The organism is Candidatus Omnitrophota bacterium, assembly GCA_030688425.1.
GTDB lineage: Bacteria > Omnitrophota > Gorgyraeia > Zapsychrales > JANLHA01 > JAUYIB01.
The window spans coordinates 624,169-646,523 of sequence record JAUYIB010000012.1; the positions used below are offsets into that span (position 1 = coordinate 624,169).

General features: G+C 47.4%; 20 protein-coding genes and 2 pseudogenes. 2 read left to right on the plus strand and 20 right to left on the minus strand.

Going from position 1 to position 22,355, the window contains the following annotated elements; genetic code table 11:
• Positions 1-473: 473 nt before the first annotated feature.
• From Q8Q08_04035 to Q8Q08_04100, 14 genes and pseudogenes are all read right to left on the minus strand, one after another.
• Positions 474-857, minus strand: a complete 384-nt coding sequence (locus Q8Q08_04035) for a DUF302 domain-containing protein (protein MDP2653184.1) — start codon at positions 855-857, stop codon at positions 474-476.
• Positions 858-878: 21 nt separating this feature from the next.
• Complete coding sequence (locus Q8Q08_04040) at positions 879-3,347, minus strand: copper-translocating P-type ATPase (GenBank protein ID MDP2653185.1); 2,469 nt, start codon at positions 3,345-3,347, stop codon at positions 879-881.
• A 176-nt stretch (positions 3,348-3,523) separates the two neighbouring features.
• Positions 3,524-3,667 carry a hypothetical protein gene (locus Q8Q08_04045; protein ID MDP2653186.1) on the minus strand — a complete coding sequence of 48 codons (144 nt, stop codon included), beginning with the start codon at positions 3,665-3,667 and terminating at the stop codon, positions 3,524-3,526.
• Between the two features lie 64 nt (positions 3,668-3,731).
• Positions 3,732-5,021 (minus strand): hypothetical protein, encoded by a 1,290-nt coding sequence (locus Q8Q08_04050; protein MDP2653187.1) that lies wholly within the window; start codon positions 5,019-5,021, stop codon positions 3,732-3,734.
• Positions 5,022-5,519: 498 nt separating this feature from the next.
• Complete coding sequence (locus Q8Q08_04055; GenBank protein MDP2653188.1) at positions 5,520-6,242, minus strand: hypothetical protein; 723 nt, start codon at positions 6,240-6,242, stop codon at positions 5,520-5,522.
• A 264-nt stretch (positions 6,243-6,506) separates the two neighbouring features.
• A complete protein-coding gene (locus Q8Q08_04060) occupies positions 6,507-7,001 on the minus strand; it encodes a hypothetical protein (GenBank protein MDP2653189.1) in 495 nt (164 codons plus the stop codon).
• 345 nt (positions 7,002-7,346) lie between these two features.
• Positions 7,347-12,347, minus strand: a complete 5,001-nt coding sequence (locus tag Q8Q08_04065) for a hypothetical protein (GenBank protein ID MDP2653190.1) — start codon at positions 12,345-12,347, stop codon at positions 7,347-7,349.
• An 821-nt stretch (positions 12,348-13,168) separates the two neighbouring features.
• The gene (locus Q8Q08_04070; protein ID MDP2653191.1) at positions 13,169-13,318 is read right to left on the minus strand and encodes a lmo0937 family membrane protein; all 150 of its coding nucleotides are present in this window, start codon (positions 13,316-13,318) and stop codon (positions 13,169-13,171) included.
• Positions 13,319-13,423: 105 nt separating this feature from the next.
• Positions 13,424-13,576 (minus strand): annotated as a pseudogene (locus Q8Q08_04075) (DUF3309 family protein).
• 21 nt (positions 13,577-13,597) lie between these two features.
• A complete protein-coding gene (locus tag Q8Q08_04080; protein MDP2653192.1) occupies positions 13,598-13,849 on the minus strand; it encodes a DUF2934 domain-containing protein in 252 nt (83 codons plus the stop codon).
• Positions 13,850-14,028: 179 nt separating this feature from the next.
• Entirely contained in the window at positions 14,029-14,385 is a 357-nt protein-coding gene (locus tag Q8Q08_04085) for a hypothetical protein (GenBank protein MDP2653193.1), read from the minus strand.
• 549 nt (positions 14,386-14,934) lie between these two features.
• Positions 14,935-15,516, minus strand: coding sequence for an NAD(P)H-dependent oxidoreductase (locus Q8Q08_04090; protein ID MDP2653194.1), 582 nt, complete (start codon positions 15,514-15,516; stop codon positions 14,935-14,937).
• Positions 15,517-15,591: 75 nt separating this feature from the next.
• A complete protein-coding gene (locus Q8Q08_04095; GenBank protein ID MDP2653195.1) occupies positions 15,592-15,909 on the minus strand; it encodes a hypothetical protein in 318 nt (105 codons plus the stop codon).
• A gap of 105 nt (positions 15,910-16,014) precedes the next feature.
• The gene (locus Q8Q08_04100) at positions 16,015-16,362 is read right to left on the minus strand and encodes a DUF883 domain-containing protein (protein MDP2653196.1); all 348 of its coding nucleotides are present in this window, start codon (positions 16,360-16,362) and stop codon (positions 16,015-16,017) included.
• A gap of 186 nt (positions 16,363-16,548) precedes the next feature.
• Between Q8Q08_04100 and Q8Q08_04105 the strand changes: the two genes are divergently transcribed.
• Complete coding sequence (locus tag Q8Q08_04105) at positions 16,549-17,028, plus strand: dual specificity protein phosphatase (protein ID MDP2653197.1); 480 nt, start codon at positions 16,549-16,551, stop codon at positions 17,026-17,028.
• 5 nt (positions 17,029-17,033) lie between these two features.
• Positions 17,034-17,963, plus strand: coding sequence for a diacylglycerol kinase family lipid kinase (locus Q8Q08_04110; GenBank protein ID MDP2653198.1), 930 nt, complete (start codon positions 17,034-17,036; stop codon positions 17,961-17,963).
• Positions 17,964-18,234: 271 nt separating this feature from the next.
• Here the strand turns inward: Q8Q08_04110 and Q8Q08_04115 are convergent, their stop codons facing one another.
• From Q8Q08_04115 to Q8Q08_04140, 6 genes and pseudogenes are all read right to left on the minus strand, one after another.
• The gene (locus tag Q8Q08_04115; GenBank protein ID MDP2653199.1) at positions 18,235-18,684 is read right to left on the minus strand and encodes a hypothetical protein; all 450 of its coding nucleotides are present in this window, start codon (positions 18,682-18,684) and stop codon (positions 18,235-18,237) included.
• Positions 18,685-19,105: 421 nt separating this feature from the next.
• Entirely contained in the window at positions 19,106-19,783 is a 678-nt protein-coding gene (locus Q8Q08_04120; GenBank protein ID MDP2653200.1) for a glycosyltransferase, read from the minus strand.
• Positions 19,784-19,994: 211 nt separating this feature from the next.
• On the minus strand, positions 19,995-20,843 hold the full coding sequence (locus Q8Q08_04125; GenBank protein ID MDP2653201.1) for an alpha/beta hydrolase: 849 nt from the start codon (positions 20,841-20,843) through the stop codon (positions 19,995-19,997).
• A gap of 111 nt (positions 20,844-20,954) precedes the next feature.
• Positions 20,955-21,401, minus strand: coding sequence for a 4a-hydroxytetrahydrobiopterin dehydratase (locus Q8Q08_04130; protein MDP2653202.1), 447 nt, complete (start codon positions 21,399-21,401; stop codon positions 20,955-20,957).
• A 56-nt stretch (positions 21,402-21,457) separates the two neighbouring features.
• Positions 21,458-21,949 carry a BON domain-containing protein gene (locus tag Q8Q08_04135; protein MDP2653203.1) on the minus strand — a complete coding sequence of 164 codons (492 nt, stop codon included), beginning with the start codon at positions 21,947-21,949 and terminating at the stop codon, positions 21,458-21,460.
• Positions 21,950-22,099: 150 nt separating this feature from the next.
• Positions 22,100-22,249, minus strand: a pseudogene (locus tag Q8Q08_04140) (DUF3309 family protein).
• Between the last annotated feature and the right edge of the window lie 106 nt (positions 22,250-22,355).

Below are 22,355 nucleotides of genomic sequence, written 5' to 3' on the forward strand. Positions count from 1 at the left end.
TTGCTAATTATTATATCCTCTCCCCACTGATAAACGCAACCAGAATAACTGAGTCCGGGAATCTTTACTATACGTCCTAAAATTTCGTCCCTGTCCTTTTTGGTTTTACTCTATTTTAAAAAAAGAAAAACCCTTTACAAGATCGTAAGACCTTATAAAAGGTTATAAAACTGGGGTGGGCAACGGCCTGCCTGCCGCGGGCAGGGGTTCCTTCTCCCCCGGGCTGACATTCATCAAGGATCCGGACTGCTCACCGGCTCGCAGTCGCGCATGTCAGGTTCTCCTTACTCATCGCACCATGCGCCCTCCGAAACCGGACGCCCCCGCTCGGACCGGTGGCGCCCGGAAAACTCCTCCGCCCCCCTCACATCTCGCGGGGCGCTCGTGCCAGGCGCTCCTTGTTCGTCGCGCCACGAGCCCTCGAATCCCTTTTCTTCATCAATCCAAAATAATGGCCCCCCTTCTTCACCTTTTTACAGTGAATCAAATGCTCTTTTCAGCTGGATTTCCACCGCCTCGGCAATTTTCCTTAATTCATCATTCTGGATCACCGCCATTCCAACCGTCGGCTTTATGACCGAAAGGACGACTTTGTCCCCTCGCTCATAAACAATAACATTACAGGGCAGCATCAAACCGATGTTCTCTTCGGCTTGTATGGCCTTGTGGGCGCTTGCTGGGTTACAGGCGCCGAGAATGACATAGTTGCTAATATCAACGCCCAATCTTTCCTTAAACTTCTCCTTCAGATCAATCTTCGTCAGAACTCCAAATCCTTCTTTTTTCAATTCCGCTGTTGCTTTTTCAACTGCCTGAGAAAAGGAGACATTCAACTCTTTTGTAAATCCATAATTGATCATGAGCTCACCCCTTTAAAATTAAAGTTTTATCCGGCGCAACCTCAAAGAGTTTCCCACAACCGAAACCGAACTAAAGCTCATGGCTGCCCCGGCGATCATCGGGCTTAACAGCAACCCGAAAAACGGATACAGAATTCCCGCAGCCACAGGAACTCCGACCGCATTATAAATAAAAGCGAAAAACAGATTCTGCCGGATATTTCGCATCACGACCCGGCTTAATTTCAGCGCTTTGACAATCCCCTGGAGATCGCCTTTAACCAACGTGATCCCGGCGCTTTTGATCGCAACGTCGGTCCCTGTCCCCATCGCTACACCCACCTCGGCTTCGGCTAACGCCGGAGCATCATTGATCCCATCTCCGGCCATCATAACTAAGGCCCCCTGCTGTTTGAGCTCTTTAACAATGTTCTGTTTATCTTGCGGCGCTAATTCTGCCCGGACATCATCGATCTTCATTTCCTTAGCAATGACCTGCGCTGTCTTCTTATTATCCCCGGTCAACATAATGACTTTTAACCCCAAACGGTGCAGTTCTTCAATGGCCGCAAAACTGGTCTTCTTTATAGGGTCAGAAATCCCCAAGATCCCAATGACTTTTTTGTCCACCCCGACCCACACTACCGTCTGCGCTTTCTCCTGAAAATCTGCAGCCTGCTTCAGTAAATCATCGGGGAGTTTCCCGGTCAGCCCTTCAATGAATTTATCTTTACCTAAGAATACATCTTGGCCGTTTAATTTTCCCTTGACCCCTCCTCCGGTCACAGATTCAAAACCCTCAACATCTTTGAAGTTAATTCCTTTTTCCTTTGCGCAATCAACCACGGCCCTGGCCAAGGGATGCTCGCTATTTTTTTCCAAGGATCCCGCTATCTCAAGAAAATATTTCTCATCAAGTCCCATCGATAAATAATTGGACGTCACGCGGGGTTTTCCTTCGGTCAAGGTTCCGGTTTTATCGGTTAAGACATGCGTGATCTTCTCGGCTTTCTCGAGAGATTCCGCATTTTTCACCAGGATCCCCGACTGCGCGCCACGGCCGACACCAACCATAATGGACATCGGAGTCGCTAACCCCAAGGCACAGGGACAAGCAATGATGAGCACAGAAATGGCATTCACCAAAGCATAGGCCAGAGCTGGTTTTGGTCCCCACATGAGCCAAATAATGAATGTTATCAAGGAGACCACAATAACAACCGGAACAAAATATCCAGCCACTTTATCAGCCAATCCCTGAATCGGAGCGCGGCTCCGTTGCGCGTCCGAAACCATATGAATGATCTGCGACAATAATGTTTCGGACCCGACTTTTTCGGTTTCCATCACAAACGTGCCGGTTTGATTAACAGTGGCCCCGATCACGCGGTCACCTGCTTTTTTCTCAACCGGCATAGGCTCTCCGGAAATCATCGACTCATCAAGGGTGCTCTTTCCTTCTGTAATCATACCGTCCAGCGGAACTTTTTCTCCCGGGCGGACGCGCAAAAAATCACCTTTCTGAATATCGTCAACCGGGATTTCTTCCTCTTTCCCATCTTTTAAACGATGCGCATTCTTTGCCGCCAATCCTAACAGCGCCTTGATCGCCTGGCCAGTTTGAGTTCTGGCTCTCGCCTCCAAATATTGTCCGAGAATAACCAAAACCGTAATAACGGCAGCTGCCTCAAAATAAAGCCCTAAATTTTCACCCATTCGAAATGATTCCGGGAATATTTGCGGGAAGAGAACAGCCGCGGCGCTATAAAAATAGGCAGAACCCACGCCCATGGCAATAAGCGTAAACATATTCAAGCTGCGATTAACAATGGATTTCCACGCCCTTGTATAAAAAAAACCCCCAGACCAGAAAACAACTGGAGTTGCTAAAATCAATTGAAGCCATCCGGAGAGTTTAGACGAAATAACTCCTTTAAAACTGAAGGCCGGAATCATTTCCTGCAGGGCTAAAACAAAAACCGGGACCGCGAAAACTGATCCGATCCAAAATTTGCGCGCGAGGGAACGACTCTCCTTTTGCTCCTCCTCTTCGGCGTTCTCGATGTTTTTGGATACAAGGGTCATGCCGCACTTGGGGCAATTCCCGGGATGATCCTGCTCAATTTCCGGGTGCATCGGGCAGGTGTAAACACCACTGGCGGGATTGATAGGGGAACGACCCTCTTTTTTCTCTTCTGCATGCGCATTCCCTGTATTTTTAGGCACAAGGGGCATGCCGCACTTAGGGCAATTTCCCGGATGATCTTGTTCAATTTCCGGGTGCATCGGACAGGTATAAAGACCACTGACGGAATTGATAGGGGAACGACCCTCTTTTTTCTCTTCTGCATGCGCATTCCCTGTATTTTTAGGCACAAGGGGCATGCCGCACTTGGGGCAATTTCCCGGATGATCTTGTTCAATTTCCGGGTGCATCGGACAAGTGTAAATCACAATGATATTATCCTTTGTTAGATTACGGGATTTGATCTGGTTTGCATTATTCACATCTTCGAGTGCTCTTCCGCAGACATATTATGGTCTTGGGTACTATTTTGACATCCTGAGACAGCTCCCATCATTAGTGCAATTAAGAGCAGCGATAATAATGTTTTCATTCTTTCTCCTACACAGAATTACATTTTCGTTATTTTTTAGCTTCTTCTGCTTTTGACTTTTGGATGCTAACCACAACAGCTCTTAGATTCTTTCTCGGGCTTTGCACCTGCGGGCGTGGAGAGAAGCTTTTGCCGACAGTGGTCGCTGCAAAAGTAGAATGTCTGTCCATCGCGTTCGGCATGGAGAGCGGTTTTTTCATCCACGATCATTCCGCAGATGGGGTCCTTGGTCGATTTTTTCATTTTTTCCCTCTTTCTTTATTGGTTAACATGCTTATAATTTTACTCTCGCAAAAATCATGTAAGAAGCGGGCATTTCCCCGTAGGCCGCATCAAGCTTATCAGGAAGAAAATGCCAGCTATATGTGCCGCCGACCCCCCACTGCAATTGTTTCCATTCAGGAAAGTCATAGACATAACCTACTGAGGATTTGTTAACATTAAAGATCTCTCCCCCTAAGGGATCGCCTTCGGAAAATAATTCGTCTTTTTCGGTTCGCTCAAAACGCGTAAATAGCGTATGGGTCTTTTTAAAGTGTAGGGCGGATTCAATAAGAAAAGCATCCAAACTATTTCCCGGATCATTATTATTTCTCCCCCAGGCTAACATCGTCTGCCAATTTCCGTTCTTAAAAGGTTTATTGTAGGCCGCGGAAGCTGTATAGCGCTCGGTGTCAACATCCGGATGAAGTTGTTCCGGACTATCAATATCGCCATAACTGACTTGAAACGACCAGCTGCTCGTCGGATTATAAGAAAACCGAGTCGAATAAGAATCTAATTCCGGCGATTCGATATCCCATCGGTCCTCATCTGGTTCCCGCCCGCGAAAAGCAGACCCTTCAAGTTTTAAATTCTTCCAAACATAACCTAAAGTTGTCACGCCATAAGTAATGTGCGTGGAATCTAACCAATGATGTGAAATCGGCGCTTCCGGATTGTCCATTCCGGAAAAACGATGCATGAAAGCCGGAGGGCCCAGAGCAGGCTCACCCGGCAAGGCGATATAACCAAAAATGGAACTCTCTTCGCTGATAGGCCTGCTATATGTTAAAGCCAATTCCATAAAGAGATCATGCGGATGTTGGCGATCAATAAGGCCGTTCATTCCATCGTAAGTTTCCCCTGTCTGCAATAAAAGTGGATAGCCATCTTTACCCATTAAAGGATCCAGAGATACCATACTGCGAACTCCCAAAGTTCCATTTCCCAGAGGCCTTTGCCCCATGACCATAAACATACTCTCACTAAAGGTTTTGTCGTCCCCTCGATCCCCGCCTTGATGATCGTAAATGACATTGGCAAAACCGTGAGCCATAAACATCCAATCATTCTTCATAAAATGGAGGCCTTCATGCGGGGTAGAATCCGGTTGCCAGCTTGTTCCGGAAGCTTCTCTCGTCATGGGATAAGGACCGTATAAAGCCTTCACATCCATTTTCATCCCCTGATGTTCATCGGGCATGGATTGCATGCTCTCATGATCCATATGTTCCTGCTGAGCGCGAGCAGGCATAGAGATTGAGAAAAACATTATCAAAAATATGAAAATATTCTTTCGCATTATTCTCTCCTTTATAAATTTTTATTATACGGGAGACGCAAAATGGGTCAATTGCACCCAGGTATAACAAACCGATTAAGATCGGGAGAATTCAGCGATGAGGGAGCTCTAACTTTTGAGACATCGCGATATGCAAAAAGCCCCAACCGGACGTGCCGATCAGGGCCTTATACTATTTTTCTCTCTACCAGAGGGGCAAAAAACTGTGGTGGGCAACGGCCTGCCTGCGGCAGGCAGGGATTCAATGAGGCTTTTTCTTGTAATCCCTTACGATTTAACAATTACCTTAAATTCTCGTCGAAAAATGCCTTGTAAATGCTTTCCACCCGTTACACAACTTTATACAAGATTTTACAACTTTTTCACTCTCCCTGGGACCTAAATTAATATTTCATAAGATGTGTCCGTTCCCGCTGGAAAGGTGAATTGAAACATCACGCGATCACCAAGGTTAACTGTTGAGGGAACCGCCGTGATTGTCGGCTCGACAATATCCGCCTAATCAATACGTTTGCCGTCTTTATTATACCTATGCTCTTCCCATTTCCCGCCACCGCAATCCATTTGCACGCCAAAAACTCCCCCGCCAGGTGGAGGAGCTTGGCTTGGCTCAACAATATTCCCGTTCCAATCGCGCGTGACCATCTTTCCATCCTCACAACCAAAAGATCGATAGCTTTTGCTTTTATCCGGAGAAGGTGGAATAAATACCACTTTATAATCTTTGGGGATTTTAGGAATTGCAATTAAATTTATACTGTCTACGGGCGCGCATTTAAAATAGGCAACGTTGGGATCATGTCTCTCGATGACCTGGACAGAGTAAACGATCTCTTTCTTTGCATCATCTCTGTACACTTCTTTCTTAAAATCTCTGGCGGCGCATGAGCCGCCCGCTAACTTACCTAATAATGTCTTGCTGGAAAAATCAACCGCCGGGAAATTGACATTTTTACAAGCCATGTTTCTTGCATTGCTGATCGTTTTCTGGAATTCATCATAAGCGCCGTCGGTATCAATAACTAATTCTTCCTCAAGATACGGCTTACCTTTATTACGTTCAAATTGTGGCGTATTCACTAAAATCTCAAGGACAAAACAACTCTCCTGGATATCAACTTCTTCAAATTTTACTGGGATCTTTTCTTGAGCAAAGGAAAGGCGAGAATCACATTCCAGGACTAAAAATAAAACCAATAGAAACCAGACACGCCTTTTCATGTTTTTAGTATAACATGGGAGCGTTTGGGGCAGTAAAGCAATCCAGAAAAAATAAGAAGCCGCAACTGCCTATAATGGAAGCAATTGCGGCTTCTTAAAATTTACGGGTGGCTGGCTGAAGAAGGTTAGAGCTGGATTGACTGCCAATTCACTCCCGAAAACCAGTTCATCAGGAATTGAATAAAATTTCACATCATCTAAACCAGTTTTGATCAAAAGCTCAAAAAAGGATCGCACTGCCCCCGTCTTTTCCTATTTTCTCCATCACGGTTTTTCCCCAATTCCCTTTAACCCGCCAGGAAAAGCAGGCCCGAAGATATTCTTATCGTTATCTAGGACAAAATATCCGTCTTTCTGAAAAATATCTGATGAGCGCACCGCCATTTCGATCAGGGAGTCTTCTTTCACCCTTGCCCAGGGCAGCAGGCTGCCCGACCAATTCATCCTGAAATTACTGTCGCAAGGATACGTCAGTACAATTTCGTCAGTAACCTTAAGGCCCATCCCATCGGGCTGGCGTAAAATGTCCTTAACAATATAATGCGCCGCACATACGGGGGATTTCCCGAACATCATCTTGACACGTTCCAAAAACCTCATATCGACCGAACGAAAGACGATGACCGCTTCTACCTCTACGTCCTCCTGAAAATCCTTGACCCATTTTTCATATTGTTCAAACGGCAGCGCGGCTTGTGACAAATTTGCCGAACACAATATCACCGCCAACACTACTCCGGTTATTCTTCCAACTTCCATTTTAGGCCCCCTCTCTTGAAATTTTTAAACCCGGTAAGGCCTATTTCGGGATTTTAGGGAAAATCTGAAAACTAAAGGTAAGAAATAATATAAAAATAATAATGCTGACCACGATCAATGCGGCCCGCCAAACGCCGAATTTTCCTCGGTCGGCCCAATAACCGGCAAAATACCCGGAACAGGTGGCACCCGCATGCCCAACCCGGAGACGGCCTTATGCTTTATGCCCGCTATTACGATAAGACTCAAGACGGCAACAAAGGCCAGGCCGCGCAGGAAACAATAAATGAATCCGAGGATCCTTGTTAACTTTACAATGATCTATTTCACCCGCCTGCCCTTTCCCTAATTTCCGCAACCCTGGCCCCATTGCTCGCATGAACCGCTCGGGCATCGACAGCCCGAAGCGCACGATGAATCCGGCGTTGCCCCATAACCAGCACATTCATTATAATTCCCGCCGCCACCTCCGCCTCCGGAACCACCCCCGCCCCCTGAACCGCCGCCTCCTGAACCCGTCGCCGCTTTCATAAGATCCTGTAATCCCTTTAAAAGATCCTGTGTCGCCTGAGTATTCGGCGGCGGTATCTGCCGGACCTCACATCGCCGGTTATTGTTGTTCCAAAACTGCCCGTTCGGGCAGGCGCATTCCACGACCTGTTTTCCTGCATTCCATACCTTGTGTGTCCCGGGAGACTGATCACACGTTGTATGCGCCCAATCATAATCCTTTTTGGTGACGCATCGATTGTTATCCCCATCCCAAATAAACCCGCTGGCACAGTGGCATTCCACCTGTTGTTTGTCCGCGATCCATTTGGCGGATGTCCCCGGCCACGGAGAACAGTCTGTTTTGGCCACCTGCGCCTCCGGCGAGGTCTCGACCGCGACATGTTTCTCGGCCGCATCCAGGCACGCAGCGGACTGCTGCGCGGATGATTTGACGGAATCCTCAAAGATCTCCGCCGAATCACAAGCGACCCGGGCATCTTGTGCATTCTTCTCAAACTTGGCAAAGGTCTCATCGCTCACCTCAGGCAGATCAACAAGCTGTCCGGCGCTCTCGGCGATCCGCTGATGCTCCTTGATCCCGTCCCGTAACTGGCTCGACGGCTTAGCGAGTTTGTCCTTGCCCCGCTCGCCGAATTTGACGGCCTTCTTTTCGTTGTCGGTAATTGTCCTGACAATGCCCGTCGCGGTCTTCTCAAAAGACCTGTCTTCGGACGTTATGGTCTTGCCGACCTTTTTCTTCTGGCTAACGGCCATGATCGCATTTAAGATCGCCTGGGCCTGCGCGCTGACGGTGGCGGATTCCGCCGCCGTTTCCGCAATGATGCCGGTCAATTGCTCCAGCCGCTCGACATCCCCCTTGACCACGCCCAGGACATTATCGATCTGCGCCAGTTGGGCAACGACCTCGGTACGATCCCCTTTCAAAAGCGACATCGCATCCTTGATCTCAAGGGCTTCGTCCCTGGCCGAACGCGCGGCCTTCAGGCTGTCGTCAAAATTCTTTTTAAAATCGCGGACCTGTTCATCTTCTTGACGGACGTCCCCGATCAGTTTCTTTAACTTCGCGACATCCCTGGTCTGCAGGGCCTGCTGGGCGAACGCGCAACATTCCAGGGCACGGTTCTGCACTTGAGACCGGTTGGCCGCGGCCTTTTCCGCCTCGGTTTGCGCCTGGGCGGCGTCCTTCTTCGTCAGGGCCAGGTTATCATCGACCGCGCCCGCCTTTTTATTAACCGCGGTGATCAGCTTGTCGATGCGGCGCAGGTCCTTGTCCAAACCGCTTAACGTCTTAAGCGCGTCAGCGACCTCGTTGTTAAGCATTTCGTAAGTCGCAGAAGCCCTTTCTGAGAGCGCCTGGGACCTTTCCCGCAGTTCCTCTAACCCGGACATCTGCTGTTCGCGTTCTTGCCCGTCCTCTTCCTGCCCCTCCCCTTGCGTGTATTCAAAAGAAACGGATTGCGGATACGGCTGATAGCCGCTGGCCAGCCCGTCGATCTCTGCTTTCACGTTAACCAGATACTGCCCGTCCTTGGCCTCCGGGGGGAGGATCACGCTAAACAAAGACGGCTGCTCGCCGTCAAACGAAACTTCGCGGGCGCTTGCCGGATAACATTCCGGCGTCTCTTTATCTTGTGCGTCAACCGCGGATGCGCTAAATTCCGCCGATGTCCCCTTGCTTTGAGCATAAGCAGGAACGAGAAGCGCATAAGCGACTTCAGGGATTTCATTTAAAAAATAAAGCGATTTTTGCGGCTTGGCGATGAGAGCGGCTCGTTGAACGGTAAAATCCAATGCCGGGCTGGCAAAGGCCACTTTATCCTTTGAAAAAGCTTTCGCATGCTCAATAGGATTGCGCAACGCCGCGTATCCCACTTGCCCGACGGGGTCGCTCCAGTCCCCAAAGGCAATGACTGCGACCACCTGATAAGGACCTTCCACGTCAAACTTGCCGATGATATCACCCTGACGGATATTAAGAACAGTATCCTTATCCGGATTCTCGATCTCCCAAAGCCCTTCCGTGCCAGGATTATATTTATTGGGACTCAGCCGGACATTGCCGATCGGCTTGATAAAAGCATCTTCCGGCCCGGCCGCGTAATAAAATACCCGCCAGGTGCGCTCTCCCCGGTGGATGGGGCTTACACGCGCTGACATCCCCAGCCGGAACGAATCCCCCAACATAAGCTTGTCGGTTTCCTCATATCCATTGTCCCCGCCGTAAAGATACGCGGTCAAATTCAGCGTCTGCGCTTCCTGATAAAGCGCGACGCCAAAGATAAGGTCTTGGATAAAGGCCTTGAACCCATCGAGGATCTCCTGCATCTCCTTGCGGATATCCAACTGGGACTTGCCCTGCGGCGCATAATTCTGCAGGTAACCCAGGATCCGGGAATACTCCTCTTCGAGCGTTTCTAATCCCCACGGGCTGTCTCTGATCTCGGCCGGAGCGTTTTCATAAAGCCCTTTTAAAGCCGCCATCGTCTCCATCACGATCGCGCTGGGGTCACACTCTTCCTCATCCGGTCCGGCGGCCATTTCAACGGCGCTGCCGATCATCCCGGGAGGGGAACAAGCACCGGTCACTTCCCCTTTGAGATCATTGTAGCGCTTCTCGATCAGGTCAATGAATTTTGAAAGCACCAAGTCCTGCAATTCAAGACGGATCGCAATGTTATCCAAAAGAATTTTCGCGGCCACCCTCTCAACAGGAGAAGCGGACCCTTTCTCCAGCCGCCCTTCTTGCCAAACACGGTTTTTTAACTGCCCAATATCAAACTGTTTGGCCCAATAAGCCGTTTGACTTTCTTCATCAAACTTCTCAAACCACTGCAGGGTATGCAAGGCCGCCAGGTTCGTTTTGACCTCCTCATTGCGGCTCATTAAAGACTCGACCTCCGGTTCGACCATGGAAGCCAGTTTCGCCACCCGGCCCATCCCCGGCGCGACTTCTTTGATGTATTCAAAATAGGATTCACGCTCCTTGAGCCGGTAATACCCCATATCTGCTTTTTCGAAATCATCGTCGGCAAGATCCCGCAGAGCCTCGCGCGCAAGCCCGTCCCAGACCGTATCCTCCCACCCGGTCTTGACTTCCTGGGCCGTATAATCCAGCGCCATAAATGCAAGATTGGCCAATGCCAAAGGCGGCAAAATATCCATGGCACATTCTTTGAAGGCCTCACGGAATTCGCCTTCCGAAAAACGTAACGCCGAGGCGACAAACGGGATCATCTGAAAAACAGAGATCCCCATTTGCTTCATGCCTTCCTTCTCGTCAGCCGCGCCTTCATAGGCACGCGTGGCCGCTAAAAGGATCATGCTCCACTGCATAAATTTCCCGCCCTTGTTCTCGCTGGAAAAATCGAGCATGAGGTCCAGGTTCAGGGCCCTGGCCGTTTTGGATTTCAAAAACTCGTTAAAGCGGCCGCCGCCAGGACGCGAACCGATCGCGTCCGTCAAGGCCCTGACCTTGGAATTTTTACCGATGACGAAATCCACCACCGCCATATTGTCCCCATTGATCTTAAGCCTCGGGGCCAATTCACCAATCGGAATTTCAAGCAGGTCGGCGTAACGCCGAATCTGCTTGGCGTCTCCATCTAATGCCTGGCGGACAAAGGCCTTGTCCGCTTCGGGGATATCAGAGACCTTCTCGATATGACCTAAAATCGTTGCTCTCTGCCCATCGGTCAAAGGCGCATAGGTTAAGGCCATCTGTTTTCTCAGCGTTAGGCGGTCGCCAGCCCCGGCGGACTTAAGCCATTCCGAAATCTTAAACACTTCTGACTTGGTCACCGACCCCATCATTTGAGGAAGCGCCTCGGTCAACTGAAGGGTCTGATGTATTTTCATAGCCTCGGTCATTTTATTAAAATCAATGATCCCGTTAGGGTCAATGATCTTGACCTTGTATTCCGCCTCCAGGATCTGCGCGACCCCCCGCGCGGTGGTCTGCTCACGCAGGGCATCCGAGATCTTCATGAAATTCGCATATTTTTGCGCCAAATCCGGATCCACAGCCGCCCCGATCTCCCGGAAAGGGTCGATCACCCGTTGGGAATATTTTTGATTGCGGATAAACTGGATAATATCCCCATCTGTGACAGCTTTGCCATCCTTGAATTTGACCTGATGCATCTCTGCCATCCTTAAGAAATCCGACATGGAGCCTGCCCCTTTTTGAGGATCGATCCCCGGGATCTCCAGCGGCCTGTCCACCTCCAGCCGTTTGATGGCCGCAATCGTCTCCTCCGGGCTCATCCTGACCAGCCGTCCCTCATCATCAAAGGTATAGCCCGGCACCTTATTCTGTTCAGCGCCTTCGATCAGTTTCTGCTGATTCGCATAACCTGACTGCGGATTGATATATTTTTCCTTATGCTTAAAGTCCTCAAAAGCGCCTTCCTGCGTCATGTTCCACGCCAGCCCGTTGACATCAATCCGTTGACGGTCAGCGGCTGTCATGGGGCGCCCCGCGCGTTCCTCGAGAAGCTCGCTTAAAGATTCATTGTAAAGATCTTCCAGGACGCGGCCGGTCTTTCCGGTCCCGGTAATAATATCATCATCAGAAAAAACATTGTTGTAGCTGAACGGGATGATCGGCTGTTTTAACGGTACGCCGAATTTATTCTTGTATTTGATACCCATGCGCTGGATCACATCAACTTGAAGCTCCTGCTTATATTTCAGAAAGGCCTGGACCTGTGGAGAATCGGCGGAGAACCGCTCGTGGATAACCGCCGAACGATAGGTATCCGTATGATAAAATACAACCGCTGCAATACGTTCTTTTTCGACTTCCGACAGTGTGCTGTCCAAAAGCTTGTTCATAAGTCCGTCGATATCCTGTGCGCTGGGGGATTCCGCGGCATAAGCTATGGAAGTAAAAATATAGCCCGGGAGGAAGATATGGCACAGAAAGGAAGCGGCAAGAAAGATAATGCCGGATTTTAAGGAAGGGTGTCGCCGGAAGATTTTCCGCGAGAATCGCATAAGAGAACCGCCCGCTGTCAAATGAATCAACATTTCTATAGCTAAATATTTTTTATTCTCCGACAATTATTATGATATGTCAATAAATAACCGCAGGCAGGATCGCGGCATGAAATCCCACCGCGAACTTCTGAATAGTCGGACTGCCTGAATCGGCCTTTGACCTCCCAGAAAACGGGAAAGCCCCATCCCGACGAAAAACCAAGATGAGGCCTTTAATGAACCCAACCGAACCGTGGCACTTGCGTTCCCGGGTTCGACGGGGAGAACAATCTGGGGCGGGTGACGGCCGGCCTGTGGCAGGGATTCCTTCTCCCCCGGGCTGACGTTCATCAAGGATCCGGACTGCTCACCGGCTCGCAGTCGCGCATGTCAGGTGCTCCTTACTCGCCGCACCATGCGCCCTCCGAAGCCGGCCGGTCTCGCTCGAACCGGTGGCGCTCGGGAGACTCCTCCGCCCCCGCTCACATCTCGCGGGGCGCTCGTACCCGGCGCTCCTTACTCGTCGCGCCACGAGCCCTCGAATCCCCTTTTTTCATCAATCCAAAATATAAAACCCCATGCGTTTTGCATGGGGTTTTATATTTTGGGATCCCGGGGTGGGGTCCTGAAAGGATATCTCTCCCCGGCTTCCCGATCCTCACTAAGGTTTGTGGCGATTAAAGCGTTTTTCGGCCGCTGAGGAGATTAAAAACAACCAAGATAACGGCAATAACGAGCAAGATGTGAATAAGCCCGCCCATCGTGTACGACGAAACCAACCCCAGCAACCAAAGCACCGCGAGAATAACTACAATTGTGTATAACATAAGTCACCTCCTCTTTAACTATTGAACGACATCCCTTACAGAATCCGCCACGTCACGACCAGCATCTCTAATATCATCTCCTACCGTCCTCTTAAAGAGCGGCCGTTGTCCGGCTATGGCCCAGATAAGAAAGATCACCAGCAAAACTGACAAAACACCTGTGGGAGCATATCCCCATGGCTTGCTGTATGGCCAGGTAGGTAAAGCCACAACTACCAAAGCAATCAGAATAAATAGCAATAAGGTTTCGGTAGACATTGAATTACTCCTTTCTATTTATTAATTATGGTCATCCCTTAACATCCGCTCTGCTTCCAACCAATTATCCAGATCAGTCCCCCCTTTTTCTTGATAAATCTGATAAGCCTTAAGCTGTATAGAACTCTTATCTGCGGCCGCCCTTGTTTGAATATTTACCGATGGACTTGGCTCGCTCGCTTGACGAGTGGTTTTCTCGTAATTAATTGGCGATGAGCCGTGGGCATTGCTGTAAAGACGCTCTGCCCTGTTCTTATGTTCATGCTTTGACATTTTTCTCTCCTTGCTTAAAATCAAACCGATTTCCCAAAGGCTTAACCACCAAAAATAATCCGCAACAGACCGCCGGCAATAATAAAGGGAACCACAATAACGTAACCCCTCGCGTGGGCAGTCAGGCAATCAAAGGGTCAAATCCCTGCTCCAGAACAGGGAGTCGCCCCCATTTATCCTCAAAAGATCCAGCCTATTAGACCGCCAACAAGTCTAAATGGCAAAGCAATCACCCATCCAATCGCGTGTACGGCAGAACTTAAGACCCCGGGATGCCCGGAACTTGATTCAGTTGTCGACGTGGTTGCTTCACTTTTCTCAACGGCCCCTTCATCTTGATGTCGAATGATGTACCCCTCATTATTGCGGACCTCTGCTTCATAGTCAGCCGATGGCGATGTTGTTACTGTTGTTTCTGTTGTCGTTGTTTTATGCGTACTTGCACAACCGCACCCCACTGAAATAAAAAGCATGACGAAGCCCAAATACGCGCCGTTTTTAAACCAGTATTTAATTCTTTTCAAATGAATTTGCATCTCGCCCTCCTTAGTTACTTTCTAACTTTTCTTGAAATAATATATATATTGTCCCAAACTGTGGATTGTTCGTTTCTGCTTTTAATTGACTTTTTTCTTCTTCGTCATACTTTTATGTTAACCCCCTGTTCCATAGCCACGCTCATTAAGCTGTACGGTCTCTTACTTCCTGATAATATTGTAGAAAAATACGAAATTAATTCAATTATACCGGGGTATAACCACGGACTGGCCGAGCCGCGCGCTGTTGACGTGCAGGAAAATCTTGCTTGTATATCTTGATTAATATCCTTTACTTGGCGCGGCCTGAAGTTTGAAACATCGCGATATGCAAAAAGCCCCAACCGGACGTGCCGATCGGGGCTTTATACTCTTTTTCTCTCTACCAGAGCTGTCTGGGCAGAACACCGCTGTCCTTCATTGAATGCAGAACATGTCCATTTCCTTTAATACCTGTTGGTGCGTGCGTGTACCGGCCAAACACCTTAAAGCAGACATGACTTCTCCTGGCTTGTGGATGATCAATATCATCCGATGGCGCATTCCTAATCAATCGTTTAATTTCCTAAGTATCTGAACAAGATCGGCGCTAAGTTCCTCGACAGACTTCTGCTGTTTAATATCTTTGAGCGAACCGTCCGCATTAAAAGCCTCATGAGCTTTCGAAACAGCGATTTGATCCGGCAAAACAAGGACCTTAATGTTCTGCAAAATTGTACGAACGTGAACCAAAGCCCTCAAACCACCCAAAGCCCCGGGTGACGCGCTTAAAAGGCCCGCCACTTTCTTGGTAAAACAGGATAGCGGCGCTTCGCCGGGAAGCGCGCGGGAGGCCCAATCAATGGCATTTTTTAAAACACCGGGAATGGAGCTGTTGTATTCGGGAGAAGAAATAAGGAGTCCTTGATGCGCGAGTAAAATTTCTTTAAATTTCTGTACGCTGGCGGGGATGCCTTCTTTAATTTCCAAATCCCCATCGTAAAGCGGCATTGGGAAGTCCCGCAGATCAACGCAAGTTACTTGGGCGCCTGCCGCTTGTGCTCCGGCCGCCGCAATTTTAACCAATTTCTTATTAAAGGAATCTGTGCGTGTGCTGCCGGCAAATGCCAGGATTTTGGGTAGGTAGGCCATCTCCAGGATTTCTCTTGATACTCTGCTTTATTGAGCAAAGATGGTTAAATGAATACCTTAGAACAACTATAGAGACTATCCTTTATTGCCCAATTTGCCATCGACAACTGAATCAAGCACCTTCTGAATTCCACAAAACTTCACCCAGGTTTCTTCTCTGGATAAATAGAAAAAGATAATTACCGCCCCCAAGAACTCAATCCCGCCCAATACCAGAGCCGCGATAAATTTCATCTGAAAGCTCCACATAGAATAAGTGAAGAGCGCTGTGTGGATCAGAAACAATCCGCTTCCCAGGAGAACAAAGGAAAACATCACCAACAAAACACCTAAAAAGAAAATCCTTACTTTCTCAACTCCCGTGATATAAACTTGAGCGGCCTTAATTTTCATCAAGGAAGATCTCCCCTTGTATCTACTGACGATATTGAGAAAAAGCAAGGGAGAAACAATCTTACGAATTAATGTGTATGGTGACATATTCGTTCCGCTTTAATATTATTTGCGGCTTGAACCCACTAAATATCCTAAAAGAAGAGAAAATGCCGCTGCATTGACGATGTAGGGCCACGGATCTTGATGCACCCTCTTATCGGCCTCACTCACAACCTTTTTTATTTTCTTTTCGCCGTCGACAATGGCATCTTCAGTTAAGTGCTTTGCCTTATCGAAAATTTGCCTGCCTTGTTCCGCTTCAGCGATCAACGCCTGCTTGATATGGGAATATTTGTCAGTGAATAGCCCTTTTAATTCATCTTTTCTCTCCTGGGCAGCCTCATTGAGCAATTCGAGGGCCTCCGTAATCTTGATGCTACTATCTCTAGGTTTAATTTCTGTCTGTATCATACTGCCCCCCTTGATTAATTTCTTTTTTAATTATGATAATACACATGAAACACTTTCATCCTTGAATATCTTCAGCCCAAAATGAAGAATAGCTTCAAGATGGTATTCTACGGGAGGCAGAAAGAAAATCAATTGTACCGAAGTATAATAGGCACATTTCAGTAAGACAGGTATACTGGGTTCACCATGATTGATATATCCAAAGTAACCGATTACTTATACGTCGGCTCCAGGATCGGGAAAGACCATGCTGATGAATTGAAGGTTTTAAATTTCAGCCTGATTATTTCCATGATCGGACAAATGGCGCCGGATGAGATCTACACCCTTCCTCCATTTAAAACATTATGGATCAGAACCTATGACACATTTTTTACTCCCATCTCAGTCAAGAAATTGCTTGTGGGGACCCAAGCAGCCTTGCCGGTCATTCAAAATAACGGTAAGGTTCTGATTTTTTGCCTGCAAGGCAGGCGTCGAAGCATTGCCATGGCAGCCGCCATCCTTATCAGCATGGGTCATACCAGTGAACAGGCCATCAACTTATTGACCACTGCTCGCGAGGTAGCTGATCCAAGAAGGTGGTATATCCAAATTCAGATCAGGGCCTTTGAAAAATATTGGCAAAAAAATAAATCACCGCAGAACCACGCCCAAAAAAGTTGACCGCCATGAGTTCTCCAACAGGAAAAAAAATAAAGAATATTCACATCATTATTAATCCCGGCTCCGGGAAAGGAGAGTCTATCTTGCCGGTTATCAATGCGTCCATGAAAGAAGCCGGCATTACGTGGGAAGCATCCATTACCCACAAAGCGGGCGATGCGATCCATCTTGCAAAGACCGCCGTCCAAAAAGGGATCGATGCCCTCGCTGTGTACGGCGGGGACGGCACGGTGATGGAGGCGGTCAGCGGCCTCATAGGATCAGAGGTCCCTTTGATCATTCTGCCCGGGGGATCGGCGAATGTCATGGCCAATGAACTTGGCATACCCAAAGATCTTAAGGAAGCCTGCGCGCTCATTAGCCAAAGCCCCGTCGAAATGCGGACCTTTGATGTAGGGCACTTTAATAACCTTTATTTTATTACCGGAATAAGTATCGGTTTCGGGGCAGACGTGGTCAAAGGCACGAATCGTGAGGCCAAAAATAGATTCGGCATCTTGGCCTATTTCTTTTCGGCGGCCGAGGCTTTAAAGAGACTCAAACTAGCCCGCTACCATTTTAAGATCGATGGAAAAAAATACGAAGCTCAAGGTTTGACCTGCATGATTTCTAACGCGGGGAATCTCGGGTTTAGTAAAATATCTTTAGATAAACATATAGATGTCAACGATGGGTTACTGGATGTTGTTGTCGTGCGAAAAGCGAACCTCAATCTGTTTAAGCTTATTATCGTCACTTTGCTTAAAAGAGAACGGCCGGACAATTATGAATTAGTGGGGCATTGGCAGGGCAAAGACATCAGCCTTTCCTCGAGTCACAAACAAGTAGTTCAATGTGATGGGGAGACATTAGATAAAATCCCTTCCCGTATCAAGATCATTCCGGCCGCCATCCAGGTTTTGGTTCCTAAAAAAGAAAATAAACCCATCAAATAAACACCTGTTAGCTTTTTACGCCTTAGCCGCGGTTAGTGTTATTGGATTGACTTTCTTTGTCCAGAATTATCCAATATCCAACGTTGATCTCTATATGATCCGGGAGTTCAGTAACTCCACAATCGCTTAGAACCGACTTATCCTTGAGAATGTTGAGCTTTGAAAGATCAATACGCCTTAAATGAAAAATGAGGCGGCTGGCTGAAGCAGGTTCGAACTTGTTTGACGGCTTCAAGAATTTAATGCAGCACAAAAATAATTATACCCGGGTTCAATCGTATGCATCCAAAGCTAATTGGGTCCTTCCTAATGCGTGATAGGCCACCGCCATCTCCTGAAAAGGGACTTTATCCTTGTTCATAATTCCGACTTGATTGCCTAAAGCAATAATTTTGTTCCAAGCGATTTCATTCTCATAACCTCGCACCAAAGTCCCAGAAATTATACATGGTTCCGAATAAATACCTATTAAGTTAATGTAAGCTTCGATATTCTCTGGGAATTCAAGAATTATACTTTCATAAAATTCAATTGCCTCTGTTGTCTTATTCATTAACTGCAAAATTCTACCCCTTAGAATATGCCCTTCGTAATTCTTTCTATTAAAATCTAAGAACTTACTTGTTGCTGTTAACGCTTCTGCGTATTGACTGATTTCAACTAAATGACGAATATCATCGAGCCCCTGATTAGTATTTTTGCGAAAAAAGGATAAAAACATACGAAAGATGGATATTAAATGATGGCCACTCAGGAATTTCGGAGACAAGTACACCTACCTATTAGTATAACTGCTATCATCGAAGAAATAATTTATTCCATATTTATAGCATTAAATAGGGCCAAAGACCACTGATAGGTTTTGGCCAGTTTTCGGCATAATTCAACCTGCTGCCTTCGAACCAAACCTATCACTTTTTTCTTTTAAACTTTTCGATTAATCGCTAAATTATTTCTGCCCTAACTCTTTGACCCCTTAGGTGATAAAAAATCCCCGACGGATATGATCCATCGGGGAGCAATACTCAGCCTTAAGTAAACTGAGAGAGAAATTACTGGGGTCCGTGCGTGGACGGCATAGGGACAGATACATCTATCCAACCCTGTATTAGCTTACTGAAAAAACTGGCTTGTTTATGGTTTTATCTCTTAAACTGATCCGGAAACTGTTTTACGATCCCGTCGGTGAGCATATCGGCGAACATAAGCATGTGAACGTGGCCTTCGTCATAAGAAGCTATATCCGCTGCCCAGTCCTTTTTGAGCCTGGAGACAACCTCTGCGGTCGTAAGCTCTAGATGTTTCTTGAGCATATCGGTCAGGTCTTTTTTAGGCCAATTCGGATTGGCGCCGCTTAAGAAGGCAGCGATATCGTCACCGTTGGCATCCCATTTTTTGCTAGCCGTCGCTAAATCTTCGTTGTTACCCATCTTGGCCGCTTTGACAACTTCGGTGGCTATTAATATATGATCTCTTAGAAGACTCGCTAATTTATTTCCCGCATCTTCACCATAATACGGTTTTACCGCGTTGCCGATGTCATCCTGATTCTTAAGAAGTCGTCCGGCAATAGCATCCACATCTTCCAGATCCGCGAGCGCACTGATAATATAATTTCGCGTATATTCAATATGATCTTCCCAGAGTTTTCTCATTGCCAATCGCAGATCAAGGCCTGCCTTAGTGCAACTCATCTCGCTGCCCATTTTATCCATCATCTTGTCTTTCATAGCTCCCTGCGCGAATGCGTTTGAACATAACAATGACAGTCCCAAAATGAGGACTAAAACCGACATGAATTTAAAGGCTTGTTTTAACATTTTCGTCTCCTATGTAATTATGCAGTTATTAATAAAAATATTCTAAGGAGAACCTAAAATGAATCAATTGTACCTTGGTATAACAGGACGATTAAAATCCGAAGGATTCAGGAACGCAGGAGTTCTAATTCCTGCCAAGGGTATAGCAAGAAGCCCTTGCAACTTATTTAATTTGCAAGGGCTTTATAGAAGGGGCGCTGGCGGGATCAGGTTAAGACCTGTGGGATGTTGCAGTAGTTTCTTTAAGAAAGGCCAGAAGATCGGCGTTGAGTTGTTCCTTGTGCGTGTCGGTCAGGCCGTGAGGTGCGCCTTTATATACCTTTAGGGTCGAATTCTTGATGATTTTCGCAGAGGCCAAAGCTGCGGCGCCGATCGGTACAATCTGGTCATCGTCACCGTGAATGATCAGCGTCGGCACGTCAAACTTATTAAGGTCCTCGGTAAAATCCGTCTCGGAAAATACTTTGATGCAGTCTAGAGTGTTCTTATGTCCTGCCTGCATCCCTTGTAGCCAGAACCAGTCAATCATGCCCTGTGAAATCTGCGTGCCCGGTCGGTTGAAACCGAAGAACGGCCCGCTGGCGATATCCTTGTAGAGCTTGGAGCGGTCAGCAATTGAAGCGGCGCGAATTCCGTCGAATACATCAACCGGTAGGCCGTCGGGATTAGCAGCGGTCTTGAGCATCAGCGGCGTAACCGCTGAAACCAAGACGGCTTTGGCCAATCGCTTCGTGCCGTGACGACCGATGTAACGCGCGACTTCGCCGCCGCCGGTAGAGAAGCCGATCAGAACGGTATGCTTTAGGTCCAATGTATCCATCAGGGTTGCGAGGTCATCAGCGTAGGTGTTCATTTCGTTGCCATTCCATGGCTGACTGGACCGGCCGTGACCGCGACGGTCATGGGCGATGCAGCGATAACCATGGGACGCCAAAAAGAGCATTTGCGCCTCCCAGCTGTCCGAACTCAACGGCCACCCGTGACTAAATACGACGGGCTGACCCGAGCCCCAGTCCTTATAATAAATTTGTGTGCCATCTTTCATGGTGATCATGTTCATGTGATAGCTCCCTCAGTTGTTGCTGTATGGATGCTGGTATTTGGCAACAATCTGTTGCCAGGATATATCCTGTATATTTCACTGGTATTCCAGAGGAGCGGCGGGCTCTTTCTATTTATGACTCAACTCCATAGGCAGATCATTGATCCTCGAAGCTACATTAAAATCACTTTTAGAAAGTCCGCCCACCTCGTGCGTTGTCGTCCCAACACGCAGATTACGATATTGCGTTAAATGAATATCCGGATGGTGTTTTTCATCTTCCGCAATCTTAGCGATACGGTCGATGAGATCAATAGCTGCCATAAAATCCCGCAATATGTATTCACGATAGATCATTTTGTTATCGTTATTCGATTGCCACCCGAGGAGATTCTCTAAAGACGCCCTAATTTGGTTGGCATTCAATAAGGTTGCTTTCTCAACCTTCTTGTCAGATGACTTCAAAATTTCAGGCGCCTTGTCTTGATCTTCTTTTGGGCGCTTAATAACTTTTTTATTCTTTGGTAAAGACGCTGTTTTCTTTTTATGTACTATCTTTCTGGTTGATTTTTGCATGCGAGATACCTTTCTTATTTTATTGTTTAAACTGTCACCTGACATATTCGTGATTACTATTTACTCCCAATTGTTAATTGATTATCAACGTGATCTACGCCCGCCATATTTTCAATCTGCTGAACGATATTTGCTCTCACGTCTTCACTACTAACCGTCCCCTGTAAAATCACCGATCCTTCCACGGCGGTAATTTTAATATTCGCCAATTTTCCGGCAAGCTGAGGATTGCCGGTAAGCGCTTGTTGCACCTGAAGAGAAAGGGCTCTATCGGCTTGCTTTTCAAATTCTGATTTGGCATCATAATTTCTATTAATACCCTCGTCGTTATTGTGCCCCATAATTTCTGGAGGAGCGCTGGCTGGAATAGCTTTGGCATTTTCCAAAGCGTTTAAGCTTGAATCTGTTGTGTTGGCTTGTTCCATCTTATTGACGGCTTCGGCTGGAATACTTAATTGCGCAGCATCAGAGCTACCAAGACTTTCTCGTACGGTAAAAACGACGAAAGGTAAAGAAATAACGACCATCAGAAAAAACATCTTTTTCATTTCACTGCTCCTTTTTCGATGAAAAATTTTCTATTCAACGGTACGCTTGATGGAATCCCCCACCTCACGGCCCGCCGCTTTAATATCTTGCCCGGCATCTTGGACCGTCGATGTAATACCCTGCCCTGAACTCCTAAAAAGCGGCCGGCCTCCGGCAATAGCCCAAATAAGAAAAACTACCAGCAAAAGTGTCAAGACACCTGTAGGGGCATATCCCCATGACCGGCTGTGAGGCCAAGCGGGGAAAGCCCCGGCGATCAAAACAATCACTACCAAGAACAATAAAGTTTCTGTAGTCATTTTAACTCTCCTTGATTTCAAGACGATTGAGTGCTGAATGAAGTAACTTCACGATGTTAGTTTAGGCAGGAATCCAGAATGAATCAATTGTACCGCGGTATAATTC

What these genes read in the sequence shown, in the direction of transcription:
- Q8Q08_04045 (MDP2653186.1), bottom strand. Translation starts at nt 3,667, where the DNA reads ATGATCGTGGATGAAAAAACCGCTCTCCATGCCGAACGCGATGGACAG.
- Q8Q08_04050 (MDP2653187.1), bottom strand. Translation starts at nt 5,021, where the DNA reads ATGCGAAAGAATATTTTCATATTTTTGATAATGTTTTTCTCAATCTCT.
- Q8Q08_04055 (MDP2653188.1), bottom strand. Translation starts at nt 6,242, where the DNA reads ATGAAAAGGCGTGTCTGGTTTCTATTGGTTTTATTTTTAGTCCTGGAA.
- Q8Q08_04060 (MDP2653189.1), bottom strand. Translation starts at nt 7,001, where the DNA reads ATGGAAGTTGGAAGAATAACCGGAGTAGTGTTGGCGGTGATATTGTGT.
- Q8Q08_04065 (MDP2653190.1), bottom strand. Translation starts at nt 12,347, where the DNA reads ATGAACAAGCTTTTGGACAGCACACTGTCGGAAGTCGAAAAAGAACGT.
- Q8Q08_04070 (MDP2653191.1), bottom strand. Translation starts at nt 13,318, where the DNA reads ATGTTATACACAATTGTAGTTATTCTCGCGGTGCTTTGGTTGCTGGGG.
- Q8Q08_04080 (MDP2653192.1), bottom strand. Translation starts at nt 13,849, where the DNA reads ATGTCAAAGCATGAACATAAGAACAGGGCAGAGCGTCTTTACAGCAAT.
- Q8Q08_04085 (MDP2653193.1), bottom strand. Translation starts at nt 14,385, where the DNA reads ATGCAAATTCATTTGAAAAGAATTAAATACTGGTTTAAAAACGGCGCG.
- Q8Q08_04090 (MDP2653194.1), bottom strand. Translation starts at nt 15,516, where the DNA reads ATGGCCTACCTACCCAAAATCCTGGCATTTGCCGGCAGCACACGCACA.
- Q8Q08_04095 (MDP2653195.1), bottom strand. Translation starts at nt 15,909, where the DNA reads ATGAAAATTAAGGCCGCTCAAGTTTATATCACGGGAGTTGAGAAAGTA.
- Q8Q08_04100 (MDP2653196.1), bottom strand. Translation starts at nt 16,362, where the DNA reads ATGATACAGACAGAAATTAAACCTAGAGATAGTAGCATCAAGATTACG.
- Q8Q08_04105 (MDP2653197.1), top strand. Translation starts at nt 16,549, where the DNA reads ATGATTGATATATCCAAAGTAACCGATTACTTATACGTCGGCTCCAGG.
- Q8Q08_04110 (MDP2653198.1), top strand. Translation starts at nt 17,034, where the DNA reads ATGAGTTCTCCAACAGGAAAAAAAATAAAGAATATTCACATCATTATT.
- Q8Q08_04115 (MDP2653199.1), bottom strand. Translation starts at nt 18,684, where the DNA reads ATGTTTTTATCCTTTTTTCGCAAAAATACTAATCAGGGGCTCGATGAT.
- Q8Q08_04120 (MDP2653200.1), bottom strand. Translation starts at nt 19,783, where the DNA reads ATGTTAAAACAAGCCTTTAAATTCATGTCGGTTTTAGTCCTCATTTTG.
- Q8Q08_04125 (MDP2653201.1), bottom strand. Translation starts at nt 20,843, where the DNA reads ATGAACATGATCACCATGAAAGATGGCACACAAATTTATTATAAGGAC.
- Q8Q08_04130 (MDP2653202.1), bottom strand. Translation starts at nt 21,401, where the DNA reads ATGCAAAAATCAACCAGAAAGATAGTACATAAAAAGAAAACAGCGTCT.
- Q8Q08_04135 (MDP2653203.1), bottom strand. Translation starts at nt 21,949, where the DNA reads ATGAAAAAGATGTTTTTTCTGATGGTCGTTATTTCTTTACCTTTCGTC.